Origin of the sequence: Kitasatospora sp. NPDC048365 (genome assembly GCF_043200835.1) — a bacterium.
Classification (GTDB): domain Bacteria; phylum Actinomycetota; class Actinomycetes; order Streptomycetales; family Streptomycetaceae; genus Kitasatospora; species Kitasatospora terrestris.
The window spans coordinates 1-26362 of the sequence record NZ_JBICYJ010000062.1 but is presented as its reverse complement, the minus strand read 5'-3'; the positions used below and the strand labels follow the sequence as shown (position 1 = coordinate 26362).

18 protein-coding genes, 1 tRNA gene and 1 pseudogene are annotated in these 26362 nt (G+C 74.0%); 9 read left to right on the top strand and 11 right to left on the bottom strand.

What is annotated here, in order from left to right:
- Positions 1-17 precede the first annotated feature (17 nt).
- The 4 genes and pseudogenes from ACGFX4_RS37645 to ACGFX4_RS37630 form a co-directional block, all read right to left on the bottom strand.
- Positions 18-464 (bottom strand): DUF4442 domain-containing protein, encoded by a 447-nt coding sequence (locus ACGFX4_RS37645; RefSeq protein ID WP_345697160.1) that lies wholly within the window; start codon positions 462-464, stop codon positions 18-20.
- 98 nt (positions 465-562) lie between these two features.
- Positions 563-638 (bottom strand) — tRNA-His (locus ACGFX4_RS37640).
- 167 nt (positions 639-805) lie between these two features.
- Positions 806-1408, bottom strand: a complete 603-nt coding sequence (gene orn, locus ACGFX4_RS37635) for an oligoribonuclease (RefSeq protein ID WP_393084875.1) — start codon at positions 1406-1408, stop codon at positions 806-808.
- A 1011-nt stretch (positions 1409-2419) separates the two neighbouring features.
- Positions 2420-3418 (bottom strand): annotated as a pseudogene (locus tag ACGFX4_RS37630) (helix-turn-helix domain-containing protein); the annotation flags it as partial.
- An 872-nt stretch (positions 3419-4290) separates the two neighbouring features.
- Here ACGFX4_RS37630 and ACGFX4_RS37625 point away from each other — a divergent pair.
- Positions 4291-5190 (top strand): GNAT family N-acetyltransferase, encoded by a 900-nt coding sequence (locus tag ACGFX4_RS37625; RefSeq protein ID WP_393084871.1) that lies wholly within the window; start codon positions 4291-4293, stop codon positions 5188-5190.
- A 265-nt stretch (positions 5191-5455) separates the two neighbouring features.
- Here the strand turns inward: ACGFX4_RS37625 and ACGFX4_RS37620 are convergent, their stop codons facing one another.
- Positions 5456-6328 (bottom strand): HAD family hydrolase, encoded by an 873-nt coding sequence (locus ACGFX4_RS37620; RefSeq protein ID WP_393084868.1) that lies wholly within the window; start codon positions 6326-6328, stop codon positions 5456-5458.
- Between the two features lie 414 nt (positions 6329-6742).
- Here ACGFX4_RS37620 and ACGFX4_RS37615 point away from each other — a divergent pair, with 414 nt between their 5' ends.
- Positions 6743-7258: a universal stress protein gene (locus tag ACGFX4_RS37615; RefSeq protein WP_393084865.1), complete on the top strand. Its 516-nt coding sequence runs from the start codon at positions 6743-6745 to the stop codon at positions 7256-7258.
- A gap of 58 nt (positions 7259-7316) precedes the next feature.
- Here ACGFX4_RS37615 and ACGFX4_RS37610 read toward each other — a convergent pair whose 3' ends face one another.
- The 4 genes from ACGFX4_RS37610 to ACGFX4_RS37595 all read right to left on the bottom strand — a co-directional run bounded on the left by ACGFX4_RS37610 (position 7317) and on the right by ACGFX4_RS37595 (position 13485).
- Positions 7317-8510: an acyl-CoA dehydrogenase family protein gene (locus ACGFX4_RS37610; RefSeq protein WP_393084862.1), complete on the bottom strand. Its 1194-nt coding sequence runs from the start codon at positions 8508-8510 to the stop codon at positions 7317-7319.
- Between the two features lie 100 nt (positions 8511-8610).
- A complete protein-coding gene (locus ACGFX4_RS37605) occupies positions 8611-9597 on the bottom strand; it encodes a hydroxymethylglutaryl-CoA lyase (RefSeq protein ID WP_393084859.1) in 987 nt (328 codons plus the stop codon).
- Entirely contained in the window at positions 9594-11771 is a 2178-nt protein-coding gene (locus tag ACGFX4_RS37600) for an acetyl/propionyl/methylcrotonyl-CoA carboxylase subunit alpha (protein ID WP_393084857.1), read from the bottom strand. Before ACGFX4_RS37600 ends, ACGFX4_RS37605 begins: the two co-directional genes overlap by 4 nt.
- Positions 11772-11832: 61 nt before the next feature.
- Positions 11833-13485, bottom strand: a complete 1653-nt coding sequence (locus tag ACGFX4_RS37595; protein ID WP_393084854.1) for a carboxyl transferase domain-containing protein — start codon at positions 13483-13485, stop codon at positions 11833-11835.
- A gap of 130 nt (positions 13486-13615) precedes the next feature.
- On the opposite strand from ACGFX4_RS37595, the gene ACGFX4_RS37590 reads away from it, so the two are divergent.
- From ACGFX4_RS37590 to ACGFX4_RS37575, 4 genes are all read left to right on the top strand, one after another.
- Positions 13616-14227, top strand: a complete 612-nt coding sequence (locus tag ACGFX4_RS37590) for a TetR/AcrR family transcriptional regulator (RefSeq protein WP_393084852.1) — start codon at positions 13616-13618, stop codon at positions 14225-14227.
- Positions 14228-14484: 257 nt separating this feature from the next.
- Positions 14485-18183 carry an ABC transporter ATP-binding protein gene (locus ACGFX4_RS37585; protein WP_393084849.1) on the top strand — a complete coding sequence of 1233 codons (3699 nt, stop codon included), beginning with the start codon at positions 14485-14487 and terminating at the stop codon, positions 18181-18183.
- Between the two features lie 1160 nt (positions 18184-19343).
- Complete coding sequence (locus ACGFX4_RS37580; RefSeq protein ID WP_393084846.1) at positions 19344-20588, top strand: MFS transporter; 1245 nt, start codon at positions 19344-19346, stop codon at positions 20586-20588.
- A 4-nt stretch (positions 20589-20592) separates the two neighbouring features.
- The gene (locus tag ACGFX4_RS37575) at positions 20593-21177 is read left to right on the top strand and encodes an NUDIX hydrolase (protein ID WP_393084844.1); all 585 of its coding nucleotides are present in this window, start codon (positions 20593-20595) and stop codon (positions 21175-21177) included.
- 21 nt (positions 21178-21198) lie between these two features.
- Here the strand turns inward: ACGFX4_RS37575 and ACGFX4_RS37570 are convergent, their stop codons facing one another.
- Together ACGFX4_RS37570 and ACGFX4_RS37565 are read right to left on the bottom strand one after the other, a co-directional pair.
- Positions 21199-21711 carry a hypothetical protein gene (locus tag ACGFX4_RS37570; RefSeq protein WP_393084841.1) on the bottom strand — a complete coding sequence of 171 codons (513 nt, stop codon included), beginning with the start codon at positions 21709-21711 and terminating at the stop codon, positions 21199-21201.
- A gap of 119 nt (positions 21712-21830) precedes the next feature.
- The gene (locus ACGFX4_RS37565; RefSeq protein WP_393084839.1) at positions 21831-22916 is read right to left on the bottom strand and encodes an ABC transporter substrate-binding protein; all 1086 of its coding nucleotides are present in this window, start codon (positions 22914-22916) and stop codon (positions 21831-21833) included.
- A 282-nt stretch (positions 22917-23198) separates the two neighbouring features.
- Between ACGFX4_RS37565 and trpS the strand changes: the two genes are divergently transcribed.
- From trpS to ACGFX4_RS37550, 3 genes are all read left to right on the top strand, one after another.
- Positions 23199-24248, top strand: coding sequence for a tryptophan--tRNA ligase (gene trpS / locus ACGFX4_RS37560; RefSeq protein ID WP_393084836.1), 1050 nt, complete (start codon positions 23199-23201; stop codon positions 24246-24248).
- Between the two features lie 254 nt (positions 24249-24502).
- Positions 24503-25465 carry an LD-carboxypeptidase gene (locus ACGFX4_RS37555; protein ID WP_393084833.1) on the top strand — a complete coding sequence of 321 codons (963 nt, stop codon included), beginning with the start codon at positions 24503-24505 and terminating at the stop codon, positions 25463-25465.
- Positions 25466-25475: 10 nt separating this feature from the next.
- Positions 25476-26183 carry a nucleoside/nucleotide kinase family protein gene (locus tag ACGFX4_RS37550; RefSeq protein WP_393084830.1) on the top strand — a complete coding sequence of 236 codons (708 nt, stop codon included), beginning with the start codon at positions 25476-25478 and terminating at the stop codon, positions 26181-26183.
- The last annotated feature ends 179 nt before the right edge of the window (positions 26184-26362 follow it).

Here is a 26362-nt window from a genome sequence, read left to right as displayed (position 1 = left end):
CGGGTGGAGCGTGCGGGTCAGTCGTTGGGGCGCAGCGTCCAGGTGATGGTCATGACGCCGGTCACCGCGCCGTCCTCGCGGGTGATGTCCACGGTGACGTCGAACTCGGGGCGCTCGCCCTTGTCCAGCTCGGCGACCACGTCGGCGATCGGGCGGCCCAGCGTGGCGGTGGCGGTCACGTCGCCGCGGGCGATCTTCTTGAACGCGATCTGGGCGTTGGTCGGCAGCGGCACCGCGCGGCCGAGCTGGTCGCCGAACGCGGCGAGCACGATCGCGCCGCTCGCCGACTCCGCCAGCGTGAACATCGCACCGGCGTGCGGCCCGCCGACGTGGTTCTGGTACTCGGGCTGGTCCCGCAGCACGAGCACGGCCCGCTCGGCGGAGGTCTCCAGGTACTCCAGCTTGAGGGTCTTCACCATCGGGACGGTGTTGGCGAGCAGCTCGCCGAGGGGAGTCGAGGTCATGCCGAGCATGTTACTGCCCGGTAGCTTAGTCGTCCATGATGCGTTTCTGAACGCGAATCAGCCCCTGACCTCGATCGAGGTCAGGGGCTGATTCCTGATGGGGTGAGTGACGGGACTCGAACCCGCGGCCACCTGGACCACAACCAGGTGCTCTACCAACTGAGCTACACCCACCATCTGTCCGGTGCGCTCTCCGCTTTCGCGTTCCCCGCTCCGACAGGAAGAACTCTACAGGATCCGAGAGGGTGCTCGCGCCAGGGTTTCCGCTCCTGCCCGGAACGGCCCTGATCGGGGCCTTGATCACCGCCCCGGCACCGCCGCCGGGCCCTCCCGGGACCGCGCTACTCCGCCGACAGCTGGTACTTCGCGGCGATCGCCCGCGCCTCGTCCGTCTCCGGACCGGGCTGCGCGACGAACACCGCCTCGCGGTAGTAGCGGAGTTCGGCGATCGACTCGCGGATGTCCGCCAGCGCGCGGTGGTTGCCGCCCTTCTGCGGGGCGTTGTAGTAGGCGCGCGGGAACCAGCGGCGTGACAGCTCCTTGATCGAGGAGACGTCCACGATCCGGTAGTGCAGGTGCGACTCCAGCGCGGGCATGTCCCGGGAGAGGAAGCCCCGGTCGGTCGCGACGGAGTTGCCGCACAGCGGGGTCTTCCCCGCCTCCGGCACGTGCTCGCGGATGTACGCCAGCACCTTCGCCTCGGCCTCGGCCAGCGTCACCCCGTGCTCCAGCTCGTCGAGCAGGCCGGACGAGGTGTGCATCGCGCGCACCACCTCGGGCATGTTCGCCACCGCCTCGGCGGGCGGACGGATGATCACGTCCACGCCCTCGCCGAGGATGTTCAGCTCGGAGTCGGTCACCAGCGCGGCAACCTCGACCAGGGCGTCCCGGTCGAGGTCCAGGCCGGTCATTTCACAGTCGATCCATACCAGACGGTCATTCACGCACCTCACCCTACGGCGCGACCCCGCCGCCCGGACACCATCCGGGCCGCACCACCCCCACCGACCTCCCGGATCCGCCCCCGGCGGACCGCGCCGCCGGTGGGAACCGTGCCCGGGCATCCTCGTCCGGCGCGCGGTCGGTGCTCGGTGCTCGGTGCTCGGCGGTCGGTGCTCAGTGCTCGGCGCTCTGCGGCCGGTGCCCGGCGGTCGGCGAGGCACCGGCAGCCGCCGGTCGCGGGCACGCCGCGCCCGGCCGCCGGCCGGAAGGTCCTCCCGGCCGGCGTGCTGCCCAGGGGCGCGCCGCGGGCACCCCTGGGCAGCACGCGACGGGGGCCCGGGCGCGGCGTTCTACCGGGCGCGCTCCCGTCGTCCGTCGGCCGCGGCCTCGACGTTCTCGACGTCGGCCGCACCCGACTGTGCCGGGACCGTCCCGGCGGACGGGTCGTGGTCGGGCCGGTCCGCCCGGTGCCCCAGCCGCTGGCCGCGCGCACTCGGCTGGTCCGAGCCGTACTCGTCCGCGACCGCGGCGTGCTCCGGCGCCCGCTCCACGGGTTGGCCCGCCCGCCCGGCCGCCCGGACCGGCCGACCGCCCGCCGGACCGCCGACCGGTGCCGGCCCGCCCTGCGGAGGCACCAGCGGACGGACCCGCTGCCGCCCCCCACCGCCCGCCGGTCCGGCGCCCGTGCCCGGACCGCCCGCCCCGGGGCCGCCGTACGGACCCGCCGCGTGCGCCCCGCCGCCCTGCTGGCCGCCGGGCACCGCGCCGTACGGACCGGCCGCCGGCCCGCCGTACTGCCCCGGACCCGCATGCATCCCGCCCTGCGCCACCATCCCGTGCTGGTTGCCGCCGTGCTGGCCGCCACCGTACGGACCCGCCGGGTGCGGCATCGCCCCGTGCTGGCCCCCCGTCGGCGACTGGCCGGCGCCCTGCGGCATCCCACCGGACATTCCGCCCGTCAGTCCGCCCGCCATTCCGACGCCGGCCCCGGCCTGCGCCGACACCACCGTCGCGGGCCGCCGGGCCCGGTACCCGGTCCGGTACGCGGCGGGGGAGACCCCCAGCTGCCGGCGGAAGTGCCCGCGCAGCGCCACCGGGGAACGGAAGCCGCAGCGCCGGGCCACGTCGTCCACCGACAGGTCGGAGGTCTCCAGCAGTCGCTGCGCCTGCAGCACCCGCTGGGTGATCAGCCACTGCAGCGGCGCACTGCCGGTGAGCGTGCGGAAGCGCCGGTCGAAGGTTCGCCGGCTCATGTACGCGCGGGCCGCCAGCACCTCCACGTCGAACTGCTGGTTGAGGTTCTCCAGGGCCCAGGTGACGACCTCGGCGAGCGGGTCGTTCCCGATCTCCTCCGGTAAAGACTGGTCGATGTACTGGGCCTGTCCGCCGCCGCTGCGGCGGTTGGGCACGACCAGGCGGCGGGCCAGCGCGTTCGCGGCCTCGGCGCCGTGGTCGCTGCGGACGACGTGCAGGCAGAGGTCGATCCCGGCGGCGGTGCCGGCCGAGGTGAGCACGTCGCCGTCGTCCACGAAGAGCTCGCGCGGGTCGACGTGGACCCGCGGGTAGCGCTTGGCGAGGGTCGGCGCGTACATCCAGTGGGTGGTGGCGGGCCGGCCGTCCAGCAGGCCGGCGGCGGCGAGGACGAACGCGCCGGTGCACAGGCCGATGATCCGGGCGCCCTCGTGGTGGGCCTTGCGCAGCGCGGCGATCGCCTCCACGGGCGGGGGCTGCGAGATGGAACGCCAGGCGGGGACCACGATGGTGCCGGCCCGGGCGAGCGCCTCCAGGCCGTACGGGGCGGTGAGGGTGAGACCGCCGGTGGTGGTCAGCGGACCGTCCTCGCCGCCGCACACCAGCAGCCGGTAGCGGGGCACGCCCGCGTCCTGCCGGTCGACGCCGAAGACGGAGAGCGGGATCGAGCTCTCGAAGATCGGCGCACCACTGAACAGCAGGACCGCGACGGTCTCGCGCCGGCGCCGGCCGGAGAGCTTGCGCGGCGCGGGAGCCTGCAGCGCGGAGACGGCCGTGACCGCGGCCGCCGCGGCGGCCGAACCGGCGGCCGCGGCCGCGGAGGCCACGGCGGACTGCTGGACGGGGGCGGCGGACGAGCCGGGCAGGTGGGCTGCGGGATGTGCGGAGGAGTGCGGCTGAGCGTGAGTCAGGTGGTGTCCGGAGGGGATGTGGTGACCGTTGGTCAACTGACCACCGGAACCGAAGCCGTGACCGCCTGTCGGGGAAGCGGTCGTCCCGGGCTTGGCCGTGCCGACTCTCGAGCCACGCCCGGGGAGGCCGGCCGGCGGCTGGCCGCCCTCAGCACCCGCGTCGCTCCTGCTCACCCTGCTCAAGGCGCTCCAGCCCCCTCGGTGGTGTGGTGTCGTGGTGCGGCTCTGCTCGCCAAGATCGAATCTACTTGGTGGACCGTTGCTGTTGTGACAAGTTCACCATCCGACGCTATGTCGACATGGCAATTTGGCGTGATGCATTCGATCACGAAGCGTGGCAGCCGTCGACCCCCCTGTGAAGGGGGCGCGGACAAGCGTGGCTGGTTGTCGCACGACCCATCCCCGGACCCCACGCACTGACGCCACTCGCCGGCCGGTGTGGGCTGCGGCTTTGTCCGACGGGAAGGGGGTGGACGCAGAATGACCGAAAACAGGCGGTCCCCATCGGGGGCGCGCGAGTAGGGTCCGCGCGCCCGCGCACACCCTTCCGCACCCCCGGAGGCCGGCCCCACCCCTGCCGTGCGCCCGGCGGGACCGCTCCCACCCGACCCGCGACCGGCCCGCGACCGGCGTACGGACACTCGCCCGGCCGCCGCCCGACCCGCGGTTCCACCCGCCGAAATGCGCAGCTCCCCGCCGTCCCGCCCGGCTAGGGTCGCCCCATGGACACCCCTGCGGACCTGCGCGCCCACCCGCCCGCGGACCACCCCTCCGGACCCGCCGCAGGCCACCCCGCGGACCGCTCGGACGGCGCCCCCGGCCGACTCGAACTGGCCAACGACAACGCCGCCGCCTTCTGGCTCGCCCAGGCCGCCGCCAACGGGTGGGACCACCTGCGCCGACCCCACTACACGGCGGTCCGCCGCGACGGCGTCGGCCACCGCGTCGTGATCACCCGCCCGTACGCCGAACCGGACCGCCTCCGCGACGAGTTGGCCGACCTGCTGATCGGCACCTGGGGCGGCGGGCCGTTCTGTCTGGAGGACCCGTACGGCCGCCTCGACCTCGCCGCGCTCGGCTGCGAGGCCGGGCTCGGACAGGCCGTCATGGTCCGCGAACCCGGTCCGCTGCCCGCGGCCGCCCTCACCACCCGCCGCCCGCCCCGGCCCACCGAGCCGGCACCGGCCGCCCGGGAGGGCCGGGAACGCCGCGACGTCCGCGAAGTCGTGGACGCGGACGGCCTCGCCGACGTCGAACGCGTCGTCGTCGACGGGTTCCCGATCCGCGACCGGCAGCCCTGGCACCGAGGCGAGCTACTGCCGCACGCCCTGCTCGCCCAGCCGGGCGTGCGCGCCTGGCTGGGCCTGCTGGACGGCCGCCCGGCCGGCGCCTGCATCACCTACGAGGACCTGCGGACGGGCACCGTCGGCGTCTACTGGGTCGCCACCCTCGCCGACCACCGCTCCCGCGGCATCGCCCGCGCCGTCGTCACCCACGCCCTCGCCGCCCACCCGGACCGCACCGCCACCCTCGTCGCCACCCTCCTCGGCGAACCCCTCTACCGCCACCTCGGCTTCACCCCCCACGCCCTCACCCACTGGTGGCGCCACCAACCCCACTGACCCCCATCCCCGGCCGACCCGCCCACAGCCCCCCACCCGCGCCGCACCGCCGCAGACGGCCACCCGCCCGGTCACCGTCTGGGCCCGGGGCCACGGAGCGGGCTCACGCGGCCCGCCGCAGGCGCTGCTTCCCCGGCCTCCCGCCGCCGGCGGCTGTCCCGGCGCGGGATGCGTCCCGCAGCGTCCCGGCTGCCGGCGTGCCGGTTCCGCTCTCTGCGCCCGCAGCTCGCTGCCGGTGGCCGCGTTCGCTCCTCTATTACTCGTACTACTCGCCCTCGCCGCCCGCTACGGCGGCTTGCGGCTTGCGGGCCTGGCTCTCGGCGACGGCCTTGAGCGATGCCGCCACCGCTCCGGCGGCGGCCAGGGCCGCAGCCGGTGTGGACGGTGCGAACCGGGTGCGCTGGCGGGCGGCGACCGGCCCGGTGGTCGCCGGGCGGCCGCGAGTGGCGAGGACGTCGGCGACCGTGGGTGCCTCCCGGGCGCCGAGGACCATGCCGACGGCTTCCGGCAGTCCGGGGGCGCTGAGGGTCGGCCGGTAGCCGAGTTCGGCCCAGGGGCGGCCGTGGTGCAGCCAGACGCTGCGCAGTCCGGTCGCTTCCGCGCCGGCGACGTCCGCGGGGCCGTAGTCGCCGACCATCCAGGTGTGTGCGGTCCACCGGCCGTCGGCGACGGGGAATCCGCACCGCCGGGCGGCGATCTCGAAGATCAGCGGGTCGGGCTTGAGGCAGGCGGCCTCCTCGGAGATCACCCAGCCGTCGACCAGCGGGGCGAGTCCGGTCCGGCGGATCTTCTCGAGTTGTGGCCGGGTGCCGCCGTTGCTGACGATGCCGAGCGTCCAGCCCGCGTCGCGGGCGACCCGCAGGGCGGCGATGTGCGAATCGGGGCACCGGATGTGGGAGTTGATGCCGCGCCGGTAGTGGGCGAGGAGCAACTCCATGGAGTGGTCGAGTCCGTAGCGGCGCTTCGCGGCGCCCAGTACGGTGCTCCGGGGTACGTAGCCGCCGCCGTCGAGGGTGGTGAGCCAGTCGAGGTCGCCGGCGGGCAGCCGGTGGTCGGCGAGGAAGTCCTGTGCCCAGGCCCGGAACGCGGCGTCGCGGGGCAGCAGCGTGTTGTCGAGGTCGAACAGGAGCAGCGGCATGCCGAGCATGCTGCCAGCGTCCTGCCGGTATGCACGTGGCAATTGCCAATGGCGGGGAAAAATCCCGCGAATTGGCCGAATCCGGATGGTTCGGGCCGTGATCGAACGGTTCTGTCGGCGGTGACAGTCGGGTCACGTTGTGGGGACGCCCTGTTGCGTACGCGGGGGCGGTCGGTCAAGCTCCTGGGAACGCACGTACCCCGTAGGCGGGATCCTTGCCGCGCAAGCGTCGTGCTGCTGGGCTGAGCCCACCCCTGGTCGTACTCTGAGAGGAACAGGCCCGTCCCAGGTGAAGAGCATTGAGCCATGGCTGGTTTTGAGCCTTCCGGATCCGTCGACGAGGACCGCCCCGCGCGTCGGGGCTGGCCGCGACCGCGTCATCGTCGACTGCCGGACAGTCGAGGGGACGGCGCGATGACGGACGGCATCCGGCCGACGACCGACCGCCGGGACGGCGAGGGCGGCGGTGAGCGCGTGCTGAAGGAGCAGACCTCCCGGGCCTGCGATCCGGCGTTCCAGCACGGTGTGGTGGTGGGCTTCGACGGCTCGCTCTCCAGCGAGCGCGCGCTGGCCTACGCGGTGGGCATGGCGAAGCGCTCCCGGTGCGGACTGGTGATCGTCCACGTGGCCAACCGGCTTCCCGCCACCGTGTGGGCGGGCTGCGAGCCGCCGGTCTTCGTGGACCTGCCGGACCACCGCACCGAGATCCTGGGTCTGGAGCTGGCGTGTGCGGACTTCCTCGCCGACGTCCCGTGGATCCTGGTCGAGCGCGGCGGCGACATCTGTCACGAGATCGAGGAGGTGGGCCGTGAGTACGCGGCCGACGCGATCGTCGTCGGCAGTACCCACGGCCTCCTCGGCAAGCTCTTCGGTTCGGTGTCCGGCCGCCTCGCCCGCCGGGCCAACCGCCCCGTGATCGTCATTCCTTAGGGATCCCGCGGGGGTCGCTCGGGGACCACGCGGGATCCTGCCAGGGGTCACGCAGAGGTCAGGCCGAGGTGATGCCGAGCTCTCGCGCGATGAGCATCCGCTGCACCTCGGACGTGCCCTCTCCGATCTCCAGGATCTTGCAGTCGCGCCACATGCGGGCGACCGGGTACTCGTTCATGAAGCCGTACCCGCCGTGGATCTGGGTCGCTTCCCGGGCGTTGTCGACCGCGGCCTCGGAGGCGTACAGCTTCGCGATGGCGGCCTCCTTCTTGAACGGTTCGTTCTGCAGCAGCCGGGAGGCGGCGTCCCGCCAGGCCAGGCGGGCGGTGTGGGCGCGCATCTCCATGTCGGCGAGCTTGAACTGGATGACCTGGTTGGCGCCGATCGGCCGGCCGAAGGCGCGGCGGGTACCGGCGTAGGAGACGGACTGGTCGACGCATCCCTGGGCCAGGCCGGTGGACAGGGCTGCGATGGCGATGCGGCCCTCGTCGAGGATCCGCAGGAACTGGGCGTAGCCGCGGCCGCGCTGCCCGAGCAGGTTGGCGGCGGGGACCCGGCAGTCGGTGAAGGAGAGTTCGCGGGTGTCGGAGGCGTTCCACCCGACCTTGGAGTACTTCTTGGACACCTGGAACCCCGGAGTTCCAGTGGGCACGATGATGGACGAGATCTCGCGGGTGGGCGAGAGTTCCGCGCCGCTTTCATTCGAACGAGTGAGCGGCTCGGTGAGCGCGGTGACGGTGACCAGGCCGGTGATCTCGGTGCCGGAGTTGGTGATGAAGCACTTGGTGCCGTTGATCACCCACTCGTCGGTGGCCTCGTCGTACCGGGCGGTGGTGCGGGTGGCGCCGGCGTCCGAGCCGCCCTCGGGCTCGGTCAGGCCGAAGGCGCCGAGCATCTCACCGCTCGTCAGCTTCGGCAGCCACTCGCGCTTCTGCTCCTCGGTGCCGAACCGGTAGATGGGCATGGCGCCCAGCGAGACCGCGGCCTCCAGGGTGATCGCCACCGAGGAGTCGACCCGGGCCAGCTCCTCCAGCACCAGGCCGAGCGCGAAGTAGTCGCCGCCCATGCCGCCGTACTCCTCGGAGAAGGGCAGGCCGAACAGGCCCATCCGCCCCATCTCGCGGACGATCTCGTACGGGAACTCGTTCTGCTCGTAGAACTCGGCGATCTTGGGCGCGATCACGTCGTTGGCGAATTCGGCCACGGTGCGCCGCAGTTCCTCGTACTCGGAGCTCAGCCGGTGGTCGAACATGGTGGTCCTCCTGGATCGCGGCCGGTGGGCCGGGGTGAGGGTGAGTGGGTGGTTCACGGGGGGCCGGGAGCCCGTGCGGGTGGCGCGAGCCCCGGCCGACTCAGGCCGACGGCCCGGAGGTCCCCAGCAGGGCGCGGAGGGTCCGCGAGGGGCTCGGGCGGCCGAGCTGCCCGGCCATCCAGCCGCTGGTGGCGGCCAGGGCCGGGAGGTCCACGCCGGTCTCGATGCCGAGGCCGTGCAGCATCCAGACCAGGTCCTCGGTGGCGAGGTTGCCGGTGGCGCTCTTGGCGTACGGGCAGCCGCCCAGGCCGCCGGCCGAGGCGTCCACCACGGTGACCCCGGCGCGCAGCGCGGCCAGGGTGTTGGCCAGCGCCTGGCCGTAGGTGTCGTGGAAGTGCACGGCCAGCTGCCCGACCGGCACCCCGGCCGCGGTGAAGGCGGCCAGCAGCGCGGTGACCTGGCCGGGGGTGGCGACGCCGATGGTGTCGCCGAGGCTGAGCTCGGCGCAGCCCATCTCCAGCAGCCGCACGCCGTGCCGGACCACCTGCTCGGCCGGGACGCGGCCCTCCCAGGGGTCGCCGAAGCACATCGACAGGTAGCCGCGGACCGGCAGGCCGGCCTCGCCGGCCCGCTCCACCACGGGGCGGAACATCTCCATCGCCTCGTCCGCCGAGCGGTTGAGGTTGCGCCGGGCGAAGGTCTCGGTGGCGCTGGCGAAGACCGCGACCTCGCCGGCGTGGTGGGCGAGCGCCCGGTCCAGGCCGCGCTCGTTGGGCACCAGGACGGGCAGCCGCAGGCCGGGGTGGCGCTCCGTCAGCCCGGCGAGCCGGGGCATCAGTTCCTCGGCGTCGGCCAGCTGCGGCACCCACTTGGGGTGGACGAAGCTGGTGGCCTCGACGGTGTCCAGGCCCGCCGCGGCGAGCCGGGCGATGAACTCGGCCTTCACCTCGACCGGGACCAGGGCGGCCTCGTTCTGCAGCCCGTCGCGCGGGCCGACCTCGTGGATCCGGACCCGGGCGGGCAGCTCCGGGTCGCGGACCGGGTCGGGCAGCCCCAGCTCCAGCACTCCGGGTTCGCCGTTCGTCATGACGCCACCTCCGTGACCGCGGTCTCCTCGGCGGGCGTGACCACGGCCAGCAGCTCGTCCATCGCGACCGTCGCGCCGGCGGTGGCGCGCAGCTCGCTCACGGTGCCGTCGTGCGGCGCCGCGATCACGTGTTCCATCTTCATGGCCTCCAGCACCAGCAGCGCCTGGCCACGCCGGACCTGCTCGCCGGGGGTGGCCTTGACCACCGTGACGGTGCCGGGCATCGGGGCGGTGAGCGCGCCGTGGTGCGCCGCTCCGGCGGCGGCCCGCTCGGCCTCCGGGTCCCAGGGGTGGACGGCCCAGGCGTCGCCGTCCAGGGCCAGCCAGTCGACCGGTCCGGCGGGGGAGCGGTCGACGGTGTGGGCGAAGGTGGTCCGGATCCCGTCCAGGGCCAGCTCCAGCCGCCCGTTCGCGAGGCTCGCCCGGGCCCGGCGGACCGGGCCGTCGTCCACCCGGACCTCCAGCGCGGAGCCGTTGTCAGTGGCCTCGGCTACGTTGCCGTCCGTGGCGGTTCGGATCCGGATGGTGACCGGATCGTGGCCTGCCAGCCGGAGTCGATGGGTGGTCCAGGCGGCCTCGCCGCCGAGGCGCCACCCGGAGGGGAGCGAGAAGGGGTCGGCCCAGCCGCCGGGGGCGGCGGCGGGGTTCAGTTCCAGGTGCCGCGCGAGTGCCGCGGCCAGGTGGAGGGTGTCGGTGGTCTCCAGCGCATCGGGGGCCTCGCCGCCGTCCCTGGTGTACGGGGAGGCCAGCAGGCCCGGGTCCTGCTGGACGGTCCGCTCCACCAGGCCGGTGTCGAGGCGGCCCGCCGTCACGTCCTCCTGCGCGAGCAGTCGGCGCAGGAAGCCGGTGTTGGTGGTCACCCCGAGCACGCGGGTCTCGGCCAGCGCGGCCCGCAGCCGGCGGAGCGCGGTCGGGCGGTCGGGCCCGTACGCGATCACCTTGGCCAGCATCGGGTCGTACAGGCTGCCGACCTCGCTGCCGGCCGTGACGCCGGAGTCCACCCGCACGCCCTCGCCGGAGGGCTCGTCCAGCCGCAGGATCCGGCCGCCGGTCGGGAGGAAGTCCCGGTCGGGGTCCTCGGCGCAGATCCGGGCCTCGATCGCGTGGCCCTGGAAGGAGACGTCCGGCTGGGTGAACGGCAGTGCCTCGCCGGCGGCGACGCGCAGCTGCCACTCGACCAGGTCGAGCCGCTGCGGGCCGTCCGGGCCGGCGACGGCGACGGCCAGTTCGGTGACGGGGTGCTCCACCTGGAGGCGGGTGTTCATCTCCATGAAGAAGAAGTCCAGGACGCCCTCGGGGGCCGGCCCGTCCGGGTCGATCCCCGGGACGATGAACTCGACCGTCCCCGCGCCGGTGTAGCCGCAGGCCTCGGCGGCGCGGACGGCGGCCGCACCCATCGCGGCCCGGGTCTCCGGGTTCAGCAGGACGGAGGGAGCCTCTTCGATCAGCTTCTGGTGGCGGCGCTGCAGGCTGCACTCGCGCTCGCCGAGGTGCACGGTCGTGCCGAGGGTGTCGGCCAGGACCTGCACCTCGATGTGGCGCGGGCGGTCGACCCAGCGCTCGACCAGCAGGGTGTCGTCGCCGAACGCGGTCCGGGCCACCCGGCGGGCGGCGGCCAGCTCGGCCGGCAGCTCGGCCGGGTCGCGGACCAGCCGCATGCCCTTGCCGCCGCCGCCCGCGGAGGGCTTGAGCAGCACGGGGTAGCCGATCTGCGCCGCGGCGGCGATCAGCTGCTCGTCGGTGGGCGAGCCGTCCTGGCTGCCGGGGACGACGGGCACCCCGGCGACCCGGACGGCCTCCTTGGCGTTGATCTTGTCGCCCATCAGTTCGACCGCGGCCGGCGGCGGGCCGATGAAGGCGATCCCGGCCTCGGTGCAGGCCCGGGCGAAGCCCGGGTTCTCGGCCAGGAAGCCGTAGCCGGGGTGGATCGCCTGCGCGCCGGTGCGGCGGGCGGCGGCCAGGATCAGCTCGCCGCGCAGGTAGGTCTCGGCGGCGGTGGAGTCGCTGCGGTCGGCCGGCCCGAGCCGGACGGCCAGGTCGGCCGCGCGGACGTGCGGCGCGTCGGCGTCCGCGTCGCTGTACACGGCGACCGACCGGACGCCGAGCCGGCGCAGGGTGCGGATCACCCGAAGGGCGATCTCGCCCCGGTTGGCGACCAGAACGGTGTCGAACATGGGAGGTGTTCCTCCGGGTCGAGGGTGTCGGGGGTCAGGAAGCGCGGGGGGTGACCCCGGGTCACATCCGGAAGACGCCGTACGGCCGGGGTTCGGCCAGCGGGGCGTTGGCGCACGCGGTGAGCGCCAGACCCAGCACGGTGCGGGTCTCCATCGGGTCGATCACGCCGTCGTCCCACAGCCGGGCGGTGGCGTAGTACGCGCTGCCCTGCCGCTCGTACTGCTCGCGGACCGGCCGCTTGAACTCGTCCTCGGCCTCGGCCGACCACTGCTCGCCCTGGCCCTCCAGCTGGTCCCGGCGGACGGTGGCGAGCACCGAGGCGGCCTGCTCGCCGCCCATCACGGAGATCTTCGCGCCGGGCCACATCCACAGGAAGCGCGGCGAGTAGGCCCGGCCGCACATCGAGTAGTTGCCCGCGCCGTAGGAGCCGCCGATCACCACGGTCAGCTTGGGCACGCGGGTGCAGGCCACCGCGGTGACCATCTTGGCGCCGTGCTTGGCGATGCCGCCCGCCTCGTACTGCCGGCCGACCATGAAGCCGGTGATGTTCTGCAGGAAGAGCAGCGGGATGCCGCGCTGGTCGCACAGCTCGATGAAGTGCGCGCCCTTCAGCGCCGACTCGGCGAACAGCACGCCGTTGTTGGCGACGATGCCCACCGGGTGCCCGTGGATCCGGGCGAACCCGGTGACCAGGGTGTTCCCGTACTCCGCCTTGAACTCGGCGAAGCGGCTGCCGTCCACCAGCCGGGCGATCACCTCGCGCACGTCGTACGGCGTGCGCGGGTCCACCGGCACGGCGCCGTACAGCCCGGCCGGGTCGACGGCCGGCGGCTCCACCGGGGTGACCGTCCACGGGCGGGGGGCGCGCGGCCCGAGCCCGGCGACGATGGTGCGCACGATGGACAGCGCGTGCCCGTCGTCCTCGGCCAGGTGGTCGGTGACGCCGGAGGTCCTGGAGTGCAGGTCGCCGCCGCCCAGCTCCTCGGCGGTGACCACCTCGCCGGTCGCCGCCTTCACCAGCGGCGGGCCGCCCAGGAAGATGGTGCCCTGGTTGCGGACGATCACCGCCTGGTCGCTCATCGCCGGGACGTACGCGCCGCCCGCCGTGCACGAGCCGAGCACCGCCGCGATCTGCGGGATCCCGGCGCCGGAGAGCCGCGCCTGGTTGTAGAAGATCCGGCCGAAGTGGTCGCGGTCCGGGAAGACCTCGTCCTGCATCGGCAGGAAGGCGCCACCGGAGTCGACCAGGTAGACGCAGGGCAGCCGGTTCTCCAGCGCCACGTCCTGGGCCCGCAGGTGCTTCTTCACCGTCATCGGGTAGTACGTGCCGCCCTTGACGGTGGCGTCGTTGGCGACCACCATCACCTCGCGCCCGGCCACCCGGCCGATACCGGCGATCACGCCGGCCGCCGGAGCGGCGCCGTTGTACAGGCCGTCGGCGGCCAGCGGCGCCAGTTCGAGGAACGGCGAGCCGGGGTCGAGCAGGGTGTCGACCCGGTCGCGGGGCAGCAGCTTGCCGCGCGCGGTGTGCCGCGCCCGTGCCTTCTCGCCGCCGCCGAGCGCGACAGCGCCGAGCTTGCCGCGCAGTTCGGCGACCAGCGCCCGGTGCGCCTCGGTGTTCGCCCGGTAGGCCGCGGAGCCCGGATCGACCGCGCTCTCCAGTCGCGGCGCCGGCGCGGCCGGAGCGGTGGACCCTGCCTCAGAGAGGACCATTCCCAAGAGCTCCCTTGCCCTCGGAGCGGAAATGGGTACGCGGACGGGTGAGTCCGGCACCCGTGTTAATGAGCGTTAACTCCTGCCGCCAGGTTAACGGCCGATAACTCCACTGTCTACGATGGGCAGCATGCCGAACGTCCCCGCAGCCTCCGCGCTCCCACGCCGTGACCAGATCAGGAAGGAGGCCGCCCGCCTCTTCGCCGCCCGCGGTTTCCTGGGCGTCGGTGTCGACGAGATCGGCAAGGCGGTCGGCATCAGCGGCCCCGGCCTCTACCGGCACTTCGCCGGCAAGGACGCCATGCTCGCCGACCTCCTGATCGGCATCTCCGAGCGACTGCTGGAGGAGGGGCGCCGCCGGGCGGGTGAGGCGGAGGGCCCGGGCGCGGCGCTGGACGCGCTGATCGGCGGCCACGTCGACTTCGCGCTCGACGACCGCGACCTGATCATCCTGCACGACCGCGAGCTGCTCCATCTGAAGGAGGAGGACCGCCGCAGGGTCCGCCGGCTCCAGCGCGGCTACGTGGAGCTCTGGGTGGAGGTGGTCCGCCAGGCCTTCCCGGCGCTGGCCGCCGCCGACGCCGAGCCGGTCGCCCGCACCTCCGTGCACGCCGTGTTCGGCCTGCTCAACTCCACCCCGCACAGCGCCGACCGCTCCCCGCTGCCGCGCGACGGCATGGCCGCCCTGCTGCACACCCTGGCCCAGGGGGCCTTTGCCGCGGCCGCGGCGCGGGTCGCCTGAGCCCTGGGCTGCCTGGGCCCCGGGCCGTCTGAGCCCCGGGTCGCCTGGGCCCCGGGTCGCCTGGGCCCCGGTCCGTCTGAGCCCGGGTCCCAGGCCCAAAGGCGGAGCCGGACCGGGACGCCGGTCCGGTGCCCCTGGTGGTCGCGGCGGCGCACCATGGAGCCGGGAAGCAACCGCGGTTCACCGTGGTTGAGGGTCCCGTAACGTCTCCGCAATGCGTCTGCCCACGTCCGGCCGAATGGTTAGTATCCCTAAATATGTCTGAGACTCACCGCTCTGACCCGGAGGCCGGCTGGCTGCGCCGCCTCGGCGGCTACTGCTGGCGCTACCGCCGCAACGTCCTGCTCTCCTTCGGCGCCTCGCTGGCCGGCATGGCGATCACCGCCGTGGTCCCGCTGATCACCAAGCTGATCATCGACGACGTGATCACCGCCCACACCCGCCCGCTGGCGCCCTGGGCGGTGCTGCTGCTGGTCGCGGCCGCGGTGGTGTTCCTCTGCACCCAGGTCCGCCGCTACTACGGCGGCCAGCTCGCCCTCGACGTGCAGCACGACCTGCGGGCCGACCTGTTCCGCTCGCTCACCCGTCTCGACGGTCACCGCCAGGACCGGCTGGACACCGGCCAGGTGGTCGGCCGGGCCACCTCCGACCTGCAGCTGATCAACGGCCTGCTGTCGATGCTGCCGATGATGACCGGCTACGGCCTGATGTTCGGCATGTCGCTCGTGGTGATGCTCTGGCTCTCGCTGCCGCTCACCCTGATCGCCCTGGTGATGGCCCCGGCCCTGTGGTGGCTCGCCACCCTCAGCCGCAAGCGCCTCTTCCCGGCCACCTGGGCCGCGCAGCAGGAGGCCGCGGCGGTCGCGGGCGTGGTGGACGCGGCGGTCGGCGGCGTCCGGGTGGTCAAGGGCTTCGGCCAGGAGGCCCAGGAGCGGGCCAAGCTGGAGGGCGTCTCCCGGTCCCTGTTCGCCGCCCGGCTCCGCTCGATCCGGCTGACCAGCCGGTACAACCCGGCGATGCAGGCGATCCCGGCGCTCGGCCAGGTCGCGGTGCTGGCCCTCGGCGGCTGGCTGGCCGTCCGCGGGGACGTCACGCTCGGCACCTTCGTCGCCTTCTCCACGTACGTGGCGCAGCTGACCGGCCCGGTCCGGATGCTGGCCATGGTGATCACCGTCGGCCAGCAGGCCCGGGCCGGCGTGGAGCGGGTGCTGCAGCTGATCGACCAGCGGCCGCTGGTCACCGAGGCGCCCGGCGCCCGCCCCCTCGACCTCTCCGCCGCCGCCCCCGGCACCCCGGCCCTGGAGCTCGACGGCGTGGAGTTCCACTACCGCGGCGAGGACCCGGGCCCCGGGGAGCCGGTGCTGAACGGCCTGACCCTGCGGATCGCCCCGGGGGAGACCCTGGCCCTGATCGGCTCCTCCGGCTCCGGCAAGTCCACCGTCGCCCAGCTGGTGCCCCGCTTCTACGACCCGACCGCCGGCACCGTCCGGCTCTACGGCCAGGACCTCCGCGAGCTCACCCTGGACTCGGTGCGCGGCGCGATCGGCACCGTGCCCGAGGAGAGCTTCCTGTTCTCCGAGAGCGTCCGCACCAACATCGCGTACGGCCACCCCGAGGCCACCGAGGAGCAGATCGAGGCGGCCGCCCGGATCGCCCAGGCGGACGGCTTCATCCGCGAGCTGCCCCACGGCTACGACACCAAGGTCGGCGAGCAGGGCCTCACCCTCTCCGGCGGCCAGCGGCAGCGCATCGCGCTCGCCCGGGCCGTCCTCACCGACCCGCGGATCCTGCTCCTCGACGACGCCACCTCCGCCGTCGACCCGCAGATCGAGGCCGAGATCCACAGCGCCCTGGACAGCGTGATGGCCGGCCGCACCACCCTGCTGATCGCCCACCGCCGCTCCACCCTGCAGCTCGCCGACCGGATCGCCGTCCTCGACACCGGCCGCCTGGTCGACCTCGGTACCCACGAGGAGCTCACCGCCCGCAGCCCCCGCTACCGGGCCCTGATCACCGACCCCGACGCGCTCGCCCCGCCCGCGCCCACCGAGCCGCCGGCCGCCGAGGCACCGGAGGAGCCGGAGCCCGCACCCGCGAAGGACACCGGCACCGACCCCGAACTGCTCGCCAAGGTCGCCGCCCTGCCGCCCGCCACCGACACCCCCGACATCCCGGTCGAGCAGGCCGAGGCCGTCGACCTGCGGTTCAGCCTGCGCCGCCTGCTTGCGCCGTTCCGCCGCCCGCTCGGCCTCGCCCTGCTGCTGGTCGCCCTCGACACCGCCGCCGGGCTCACCCTGCCGATCCTGATCCGGCACGGCATCGACGACGGCGTCTCCAAGGCCGCGATGAGCGGCGTCGCCGTCGCCTCGCTGCTGGCGCTCGTCGTCGTGCTGCTCGACTGGCTGGTCCAGTCCGCCGAGACCCGGGTCAGCGGCCGGACCGGCGAGCGCGTCCTCTACACCATGCGGCTGAAGATCTTCGCCCACCTCAACCGGCTCGGCCTCGACTACTACGAGCGCGAACTCACCGGCCGGATCATGACCAGGATGACCACCGACGTCGACTCGGTCTCCAGCTTCCTGCAGACCGGCGTGGTCACCGCCGTGGTCAGCGTCTTCACCTTCCTCGGCATCTTCGCCGCCCTCCTGGTGATCGACGCCGGCCTCGCCCTGGTGGTCCTCGCGGTCCTTCCGCTGCTGGTGATCGCCACCCTGGTGTTCCGCAAGAAGTCCTCCGAGCAGTACCAGATCTCCCGCGACCTGATCTCCACCGTCAACGCCGACCTGCAGGAGAACGTCGCCGGCATGCGGATCGTCCAGGCGTTCCGCCGCCAGGGCGCCAACACCGACCGCTTCGTCGAACGCGGCCTCGCCTACCGCGACGCCCGCGCCCGGGCCCAGCTGTACATCTCGCTGTACTTCCCGTTCGTCCAGTTCCTCGCCAGCGTCGCCAGCGCGCTCGTCCTCATCGTCGGCGCCTCCCGGGTCGACAACGGCACCCTGACCATCGGCGCCCTGGTCGCCTACCTGCTGTACATCGACCTCTTCTTCGCCCCGGTCAACCAGCTCTCGCAGATCTTCGACGGCTACCAGCAGGCCGCCGTCGGCCTCGGCCGGATCCGCGACCTGCTGCGCACCCCCACCTCCACCCCGGAGTCCGCCGACCCCGTCCCGGTCGAGAAGCTGCGCGGCGAGATCAGCTTCGAGGGCGTCTCCTTCGCCTACAACGGCGGCGGCGAAGGCAGCCCCGACGTGCTCACCGGCATCGACCTGCACGTCCCCGCCGGACAGACCGTCGCCCTGGTCGGCGAGACCGGCGCCGGCAAGTCCACCCTGGTCAAGCTGGTCGCCCGGTTCTACGACGCCACCGGCGGCACCGTCCGGGTCGACGGCACCGACCTCACCGCCTACCACCTCGCCGACTACCGGCACCGGCTCGGCGTCGTCCCGCAGGAGGCCTACCTCTTCGCCGGCACTGTGCGCGACGCCATCGCGTACGGCCGCCCCGATGCCACCGACACCGAGGTCGAGGCCGCCGCCCGCGCCGTCGGCGCCCACGAGATGATCACCAAGCTGAGCGGCGGCTACCGGCACGAGGTCGCCCCGCGCGGCCGCAACCTCTCCGCCGGCCAGCGCCAACTCATCGCCCTCGCCCGCGCCGAACTCGTCGACCCCGACATCCTGCTGCTCGACGAGGCCACCGCCGCGCTCGACCTCGCCACCGAAGCCGCGGTCAACCGCGCCGCCGACCGCCTCTCCGGCGGCCGCACCACCCTGGTCATCGCCCACCGCCTCACCACCGCCGAACGCGCCGACCGGATCGTCGTCCTCGACCACGGTCGGATCGTCGAGGACGGTACCCACACCGACCTGCTCGCCCGCGACGGCGCGTACGCCGCACTCTGGCGCGCCTTCGTCGCCGAGGGCCACCACCCGCAGCCGGTCGGCGGCCGATAGTCGTTCGATCACGGAGGGATCTCGGCCGGGACGCAACTGTGCAGCTCAGCGGTTGCGAACCGGCCACCTCCGACCGCCCGGGCAGGCACGCCTGGTAGACAGTCGGTGCGACCGAGCAGTTGGCCGGGAGCAAGTCCCCGGACCACCTCGGTCGAGAGGCCATGCCCATGTCCCCGCGCCCGCGCTCCGCCGCGCCCGCGGCCCTCTTCGCAGCCGGTGCCCTCCCCGCCTACCTGCTCCCCACCATCGTCGGCCGCCTCACCGGCGACCTCCACCTCACCACCACCCAGTCCGGCGCCCTCGGCACCGCCCTCCTCCTCACCTCCGCCACCGCCGGCCTCCTCCTCGCCCGCCGCGCAAGCGCCGGCGGCCCGGACGCCCAGCCCGCTGTCGGCGAGCCTCTTGGCCTGGTAGGCCGAGTCGGTTGCACTGATGGGGCCGGTTCCGCCGACTTCCGTGCCATCCCCGATTCGGCCTCGCCGTCCCGCCGGGGGAGTGCCGGTGGCCCGGCCGTCCAGCCCGGCTGCGGCGAACCTTCTGGCCGGGTGGGCCGAGTCGGCTCCGCGGCCGAGGCCGGTTCTGCCGGTCTCCCCGTGCCTGCCGGTGTCGGCGGCTTGGCCGAGCGGTCCGACTCCGCCACGGTTCCCGGCCGCGCCGGCCACCCCGACTCCGCCGATTCCGCCAGTGCGGCCGCGTCCGCCGCATCCGGGCGGTCCCGCTCTGCCGGCGCCGGTGGCCCAGTTGGCCAGTTCGCTGGAGGCGAGCCTTGTGGCCCGACGGGCCGAGTCGCCCGTGCTGATGGGGCCGATCCTGCCGACTTCCGCGCCACCCCCGGCTCGGCCGGTCCGTCCTGCGGTGCGGGCGTCGGTGGCCCGGTCGTCCGGTTCGGCTCCGGGGGCCCTTCGGGCCCGATGGGCCGAGCCTGCTGTGCCGATGGGGACGACGCGGCCGGTTTCCCGGTGCGTGCCGGTGCCGGCGGCTTGGCCGAGCGGTCCGGCTCCGCCACCGCGCCCGGCCGTGCCGGCCATCACGATCCCGCCGGTTCCCGCTCTGCGGCCGGGTCCGCCTCGGCCGGTGCGTCCCGTCGTGGGGGTGCCGGTGGCCCGGTCGTCCGGTTCGGCTGTGGCGGGCCTCTTGGCCACGGTGGCCGAGGGGGTGCGGTGGATCGGGCCGACTCGGCCGTCGTCCCCGTCCGGGGTGGTTCGGCCCGCCTGTCCGACTCCGCTGCTCCGTCCGGCCCGGGTGGCCGGGTCGGTGGTGTCGACCCGGGCGGTGCGGTCGGCGCCCCAGGTGCCGCCCGTCGCCTCCGCCGGGGGCGCCGTCGTCCCTCGCGTACGGGCGGCTCGCCGTTCCGGCCCGGGTCCGCCGCGGCGGTCGGCCGTCGGGCGCGGATCGGACTCGGGCTGCTGGCCCTCGGCTTCACGCTCGCCGCCGTCGCCGCCGCGGTCTCCGCCGTCCCGCTGCTCGTCGTCGGCTGTCTGCTCGGAGGCCTCGGGGCCGGTACGGCCACCGCTGCTGCGGCGACCGGGATCGCGGCCGCCCCCGACCCGCACCGCGCGACCGTTCGCGGCCTGCTCACCACCTCCGCCGCCGCATCCGCCCTCTACCTCCTGCTGCCGCACCTGGGCTCGTCGGCGGCACTCCCGTTCGCGGCCCTCGCGCTGGCCGCCGTCGCCGCCATCCCGTTCACGCGCGCCGCAGGCCGTACCCCCACCCCGACCCCGGTCTCCCCCGCCGCCGCACCCCGCTCCGGCCCGGCCGCCACCTCCCGCCTCCGTGGCACCGTTCTCGCCGGAACGCTCGCCGTCTGGTCGATGGCCCAGAACGCCCTCTGGGGTGTCAGCGGACGCCTCGGCGTCGAGCAGGTCGGTTTGGACGAGCAGTTCCTCGGCCTGGTGTTCGCATCGGCCCTGGGCGGCGGACTGCTGGGTGTCCTCGCGGCGGGTGCGATCGGCCTCCGGCTGGGCCGCGCGGCGCCGATCTGTTTCGGCACGCTGACCATCGCGGGGTGCGCCGCGCTCACGGGTACCGCCGTCACGGCTGTTCCGTTCACGGCCGGTGAGCTGATCTGGAACCTCTGCTACCCGTTCGTCTTCAGCCATCTGATCGGTACGGCCGCGGCTCTCGACCGGTCGGGCCGCTGGGCGGTGCTCGCGGGGGCGGCGTCCTCCTTCGGCGTCGCGTGGGGTCCGCTGGTGGGTGCCTCGTTGGTCGCCGTGTCCGGTTACCCGGGTCTCGGTGCGGTCCTCGCCGGCCTGCTCGCGGTGACGGCCGTCCCGCTCACCCTGGTGGCCCGCCGCCACACCCCGCCACCGGCTCCGCTGCCGACGATCCGCATTCCGGCTCAACGCCGTTCGCAGGCCGCGGAATCGGCTCGACACCCCCAGGTGGCTCTGCGAGGGTGAACGGATGCGACTTCCGAGGCTGAGGTTCAGGCGATCCGGCGAACGAACGCCCCGTCAGGCCGCGAGAACCGTCGTCCTGGCTCCGGACGGCGAGGTCTTCCTGCTCCGTTCCGACAACCGCGAGGTCGGGGTGCACTGGACGATGCCGGGTGGCGGTATCGACCCGGGCGAGTCCCCGCGCGAGGGCGCGACCCGCGAACTCGGCGAGGAGACCGGCTGGACCGACCTCACCCCTGGGCCTCTGCTGTGCACCTGGGAGCACGACTTCACGTGGCACGGCATCCCGGTCCGTCAGCACGAGCACATCTTCCTGACCACCGGCCCGCACCGGGGTCCGCTCGGTGACGTCAGTGCGGTCCACTCCGTCGACGGCATCCTCGACTGGCGCTGGTGGACCCCCGAGGAGCTGTCCGCCGAGGACGCCGATCCGCTCTGGCCCCCGCAGCTTCCCGAACTGCTCGCCGCGGTCCGCGCCCGCGTCCTCGCGGGGGACACCACCATCGAGCCCGTCGACCTCGGTTACGTCCCCAACGCCCCCAAGCCGTCCGGGACCACCCGCCCCGCGGCTTCCCGCACCCGCACCCGCTGAGCAGAGACCACCCGCTCGCGCCTACGCCCCGGTCCGCCGCCGCGTCCGCCCGGTCGGCGGTTCGGCCCGCCACTCCCGCGGGTCGAGCTCCCGGTCGTGCAGCGCCTCCGGGTTGATCAGCACGCTGAGCCGGGTCGCGGCGAGCCCTTCCCGGTCCACTCCGGTCTCGGCGAGCAGGCGCTCGGTCGGTATCGACACCGCGATGGCGGGCCGCCACTCGGGCAGCACCACCTGCGTGGTGCCGTCTCCGAGCCGGACCAGCTCGACCGCCACCCGGCGCGCACACGCCTGTCCGCCGGGCCCGCTGCCCGGCACCGGTCCGCGTCCCACCGAGCCGCCGATCAGCACGCCCATCGGCGGACCCGCCCGGTCCTCCGGGGGTGCCGGATCGCCTGCTGGTTCCACCGTTCCGGACTGCGACGGCGGGCGCTGGCCGTGCACCCGGCTGAGCCGCCGCGAGGGCACCGGCCGCCGCAACTGCCGCCGCCGGACCGCTGCGGCTCCGTCGGGCGAGTTCTGGTCGGACGGGGTCATGCTGGGGATCCTCCTGAGGCCTGATCGGACGATCCTCCCGCACCCGGCGCCGTCCGGCCAACGGCCCTACCCGGCCCGCCCGCGCCAGGAGTTGTTCGCCTACCCCCGACCACGGTCACTCAAGCCCCGGACGCCACAGAAGCCTTGAGGTCGGCGAGCACCGCGCCCGCGGCCAGGACGCCCAGCCCGAGGTACCACGTCTCGTCCGAAACCTGGCGCACCCGACCCGACTTGACCGCGCCGAGGCTCTTCCAGCGCGCGCCGCCGAGGACCGCGTCCTGACCGGTCGAGCTCGGCGGGCCGTACGAGCCGTAGAACACCCAGTCGGCGTCCGCCTGCTCGATCTGCTCCGGTCCGACCTCGACCGCCAGCTCCTTCACCTGCTCGATCCTCGGCTGCGGCAGCGGGACGTCCGCCAGCACCGTGCCGATGAACGACAGCCCCGTGTACAGCCGGATCCTGCCCGGCATGAAGCGCAGCGGCGACACGGTCGGCTTCCGGCCGCCCAGCGTCCGCCCGATCTCGCCCGCCGTCCTCCGGTACGCGTCCAGCTGCGCCCGGGCCTCCGCCTCCAGACCGAACGGCACCGCGTTCAGGGCGAAGTTCTCCTTCCACGGGTAGCCCGGACGGATCGAGAACACGGTCGGCGCGATCTTCGACAGCGCCGCGTACTGGTCCTGCGCGCGCAGCGTCGAACCGAGGATCAGGTCCGGCTTCAGCGCGGCGACCGCGCCCAGGTCGATGCCGGAGACGGTGCCCACCGGGGCCGGGTTGCCGGCCCTGTCCTTCAGGTACGCGGGCACGGCCGTCGACCCGTCGGCGTACGCGGCGCCCACCGGCTGGACGCCGAGCGCCACCACGTTGTCCAGCTCACCGGTGTCCAGCACCACCACCCGCACCGGTCTCGCCGGAATCACCGTCGAACCCATCGCGTGCGTCACGGTCCGCGGGAACACCTCGGCGGCCGCGTCGGTGCCGAAACCCCTGGTCCGCTCGACCACCGCCAGGTGGTCACCGCCCTGCTGCACCGCGGGCGGCTGCGGTGTCGCAGCCCCGGAGGCCCCGCCGCCCCTGCCTCGGCTCCCGCCGTTCCCGCCCGAGCCGTCGCAGGCGGTGAGCAGACCGCCGAGGCCGAGGACTGCGCCGCTCGCCAGACCGGCGCCGAGGAAGGCACGCCGGGAGGCGCGGGGGGTGGTGCTGGCCACGGGTTCTCCTCCGACCGGGGCGTCACATGAGGTGAGGCAAACCTATCCGACGCTGTCCGCCCCGATCGCCCGGCCGGAATTCCCTACCGGTCCGTCCGGCCGCAGGGCTACCCTGAACACCATGAAGACCACGTCGTGCCTGAGCTGGTGGCCGTCCTAGGACGGCACCCCACGCATGACCCCAGGGCCGTCCGTACGGGCGGCCCTGTCGCGTTCCCTCCGGACGCGGGGACCCGCACCGGCGGGCGGTCACCACCCGACCACCCGCCCCGAGGAGTCACCGTGCAGACCGTCCCCACCGCCCCCGCTCCCACCGCCACCGCCACCGCCGCTCAGGACGGCCCCGCCGTCGCACCCCGCATCCTGACCGGCGACCGTCCCACCGGCCCGCTCCACCTCGGCCACTACTTCGGCACCCTGCGCAACCGCGTCCGACTCCAGGCCGACGGCCACGAACTCCTGCTGGTCATCGCCGACTACCAGGTCATCACCGACCGCGACGTGGCCGACCGCCCCGCCGAGCACGCCGAGAACCTGGTCCTCGACTACCTCGCCGCCGGCGTGGACCCCGAGCGGGCGGTGATCTTCACCCACAGCGCGGTCCCGGCCCTCAACCAGTTGATGCTGCCCTTCCTCAGCCTGGTCACCGTGGCCGAACTCGGCCGCAACCCCACCGTCAAGGACGAGATCGCCCACTCCCGTCAGTCCGCCGTCAGCGGACTGATGTTCACGTACCCCGTCCACCAGGCCGCCGACATCCTCTTCTGCAAGCCCGACCTGGTACCCGTCGGCCAGGACCAGCTCCCGCACCTGGAGACCACCCGCACCATCGCCCGCCGCTTCAACGACCGCTACGGCCGCGGAACCACCGTCTTCCCCGAACCCAAGGCCCTGCTCTCCGACGCACCCCTGGTCCTCGGCACCGACGGGACCAAGATGAGCAAGAGCCGCGGCAACGCCATCCCGCTCGGCGCCGACGAGGACCGCACCGCCAAACTCATCCGTGCCGCCGTCACCGACACCGACCGGCACATCACCTACGACCCGGACGCCCGACCCGGCGTCGCCGCCCTCCTCACCCTCACCGCCCTCTGCCAGGGCCGGCGGCCCGAGCAGATCGCCGAGGAGATCGGATCCGCCGGCGCCGCCCGGCTCAAGCAGGTCACCACCGAGGCCGTCAACGAACACCTCCGCCCGCTCCGCGCCCGCCGCGCCGAACTCGCCGCCGACCGCGAGCAACTGCGCCGGATCCTGCGCACCGGCAACGAACGCGCCAACGCCATCGCCGACACCACCCTCGCCGAGGTCAGGAGCGTCATGGGCGGCATCTGAAGGTCCGGCGGCGGGCCCTGCCGCGGGCAATCCGCCGCGGCGCCTGCCGCAGAACCCGACGCGGAATCCGCCACAGAACCCGCCGCGCAAGCGTCCCCGCCACCCCGGGCGGGGATACCGTCACCGGACGGACATCCCCGCCCACCCCGAGAGCCTCACCCTCCACCGCGGCACCCCCTTGTCCGCCGGTCCCGGAAACCCCGCACGAGCTTGTCCGCCGGTCCCGGAAACCCCGCACGAGACGGAGACAGACGATGCCCCAGCCGCCGGCCGGCCCCGCCGACGCACGACCGCGCCGCCTGGTCCCCGGCGACCGCGTCGCCCTGATCGCCCCCAGCGGAGCGGTGGCCGAGCCCGGCCTGCTCGCGGCGGGCACCGAGCTCCTCCGTTCGTGGGGCCTCGACGTGCTGACCCTCCCGCACGTCCACGACACCCATCCCGACCTCGTCCACCTCGCCGGCACCGACGCGCACCGGGCCGCCGACTTCCACCGCGCCTGGCTCGATCCCTCCGTCGCCGCCATCATTTGCGTCCGCGGCGGGTTCGGCGTCCAGCGCATGATCGACCTGCTCGACTGGGACGCCCTGCGGGCCGCACCTCCCAAGACCCTGGTCGGCTACAGCGACATCACCGTCCTGCACGAGGCCGTCCACACCCGCCTCGGCGTCCCCACCCTCTACGGCCCGATGGCCGGAATCGGCGCCTTCACCTCCGACCACCGGACCGCCGACCACCTCCGCCGCACCCTCTTCCACCCGGAGACGACGACCGTCATCCGCTCCGACGGAACCGCACCCCTCGTCCCCGGCCGTGCCCGCGGAACCCTCGCCGGCGGCTGCGTCTCCCTGCTCGCCTCCGAACGTGGCACCCCCACCGCCCGGCCTTCCTTCGCCGGCACCCTCCTCGTCCTCGAGGACGTCAACGAACAGCCCTACCAACTCGACCGGATCCTCACCCAGCTGCTCCGCTCCGGCGCCCTCGACGGCGTGGCCGGAGTCGTCCTCGGCTCGTGGGAGAGCTGCGGGCCGCCCGAGGACGTCCACCGGGTCATGGAGGACCGCCTCGCCCCGCTCGGCGTCCCCGTCCTGTGGAATCTCGCGTTCGGGCACGGCCCGTCCGCCCTCACCATCCCGCTCGGCGTGCCCGCCGTCCTCGACGCGACCGCCGGCACCCTCACCCTCGACCAACCGGTTCTCAGCACCCCGAACGGTCAGTAAGGTGCGCCCCATGCACCACGAAGGCCCGCTCCCCGCCCCCACTTCGCCCGCGGCGCTGGTCGAGGACGCACTGCGCCTGCTCCACGGCCCCGGCAGCCGCCACGGCCGGGCCATCCTCGGCCTGGCAGGCCCGCCGGCCGCCGGAAAGTCCACTCTCGCCGCGCACCTGATCACCGAGATCACCCGCCGCGAAGGCCCGGAGACGGTCGCCTACCTCCCGCTCGACGGCTTCCACCTCTCCAACGCCCAGCTCGACCGCCTCGGCCTGCGCGCTCGCAAGGGTTCGCCCGAGAGCTTCGACGCCTGGGGCTACGCCGCGCTCCTCCAGCGCGCCGCCGCCGACCGCTTTTGCGACGTGTACGTCCCCGACTTCGACCGCACCCTCGACGAACCCGTCGCAGCCCGCCACGTCATCCGCCCCCACACCCGCCTCGTCATCACCGAGGGCAACTACCTCGCCTCCGACGACGCCCCCTGGCAGGCGGCCCGCCGGCACCTCCACGAGCTCTGGTACCTCGACACCGCCGACGCCGTCCGCGACGCCCGCCTCCTCGACCGCCACCGCACCGGCGGCCAGACCCCGCAGGACGCCCGCCACCGCATCGACAGCAACGACCACCCCAACGGCGAGTACGTGAAGGCCGGCGCCCCACTCTGCACCCGGATCGTCCAGCTGCCGGATTTGCACCCGACGCCGGTTGGGCGTACTGTTTCCTAGTCGCTCGGCAGGGAGCACCGGACACGTGTCGACGTGGACGGTCCCGGGGCGGCCAATCCTTGAAACACCACTTCTGATCCGTGACGGGTCGCGTCTGTTCGCGTCTCCGTTCGTATTTGGTGTGCGCGTTTATATGGATTGCGGCCGGATTCGCTTTTCGGAGCGGGGATCGGCTAGAG

Excerpts from the sequence above, each read along its gene's own strand:
- ACGFX4_RS37610 (WP_393084862.1), bottom strand. The coding sequence starts at position 8,510 with ATGTTCGACCACCGGCTGAGCTCCGAGTACGAGGAACTGCGGCGCACC.
- ACGFX4_RS37645 (WP_345697160.1), bottom strand. The coding sequence starts at position 464 with ATGACCTCGACTCCCCTCGGCGAGCTGCTCGCCAACACCGTCCCGATG.
- ACGFX4_RS37620 (WP_393084868.1), bottom strand. The coding sequence starts at position 6,328 with ATGCCGCTGCTCCTGTTCGACCTCGACAACACGCTGCTGCCCCGCGAC.
- ACGFX4_RS37550 (WP_393084830.1), top strand. The coding sequence starts at position 25,476 with ATGCACCACGAAGGCCCGCTCCCCGCCCCCACTTCGCCCGCGGCGCTG.
- ACGFX4_RS37555 (WP_393084833.1), top strand. The coding sequence starts at position 24,503 with ATGCCCCAGCCGCCGGCCGGCCCCGCCGACGCACGACCGCGCCGCCTG.
- ACGFX4_RS37590 (WP_393084852.1), top strand. The coding sequence starts at position 13,616 with ATGCCGAACGTCCCCGCAGCCTCCGCGCTCCCACGCCGTGACCAGATC.
- ACGFX4_RS37625 (WP_393084871.1), top strand. The coding sequence starts at position 4,291 with ATGGACACCCCTGCGGACCTGCGCGCCCACCCGCCCGCGGACCACCCC.
- ACGFX4_RS37605 (WP_393084859.1), bottom strand. The coding sequence starts at position 9,597 with ATGACGAACGGCGAACCCGGAGTGCTGGAGCTGGGGCTGCCCGACCCG.
- ACGFX4_RS37575 (WP_393084844.1), top strand. The coding sequence starts at position 20,593 with ATGCGACTTCCGAGGCTGAGGTTCAGGCGATCCGGCGAACGAACGCCC.
- ACGFX4_RS37585 (WP_393084849.1), top strand. The coding sequence starts at position 14,485 with ATGTCTGAGACTCACCGCTCTGACCCGGAGGCCGGCTGGCTGCGCCGC.
- ACGFX4_RS37595 (WP_393084854.1), bottom strand. The coding sequence starts at position 13,485 with ATGGTCCTCTCTGAGGCAGGGTCCACCGCTCCGGCCGCGCCGGCGCCG.
- ACGFX4_RS37600 (WP_393084857.1), bottom strand. The coding sequence starts at position 11,771 with ATGTTCGACACCGTTCTGGTCGCCAACCGGGGCGAGATCGCCCTTCGG.
- ACGFX4_RS37570 (WP_393084841.1), bottom strand. The coding sequence starts at position 21,711 with ATGACCCCGTCCGACCAGAACTCGCCCGACGGAGCCGCAGCGGTCCGG.
- ACGFX4_RS37615 (WP_393084865.1), top strand. The coding sequence starts at position 6,743 with ATGACGGACGGCATCCGGCCGACGACCGACCGCCGGGACGGCGAGGGC.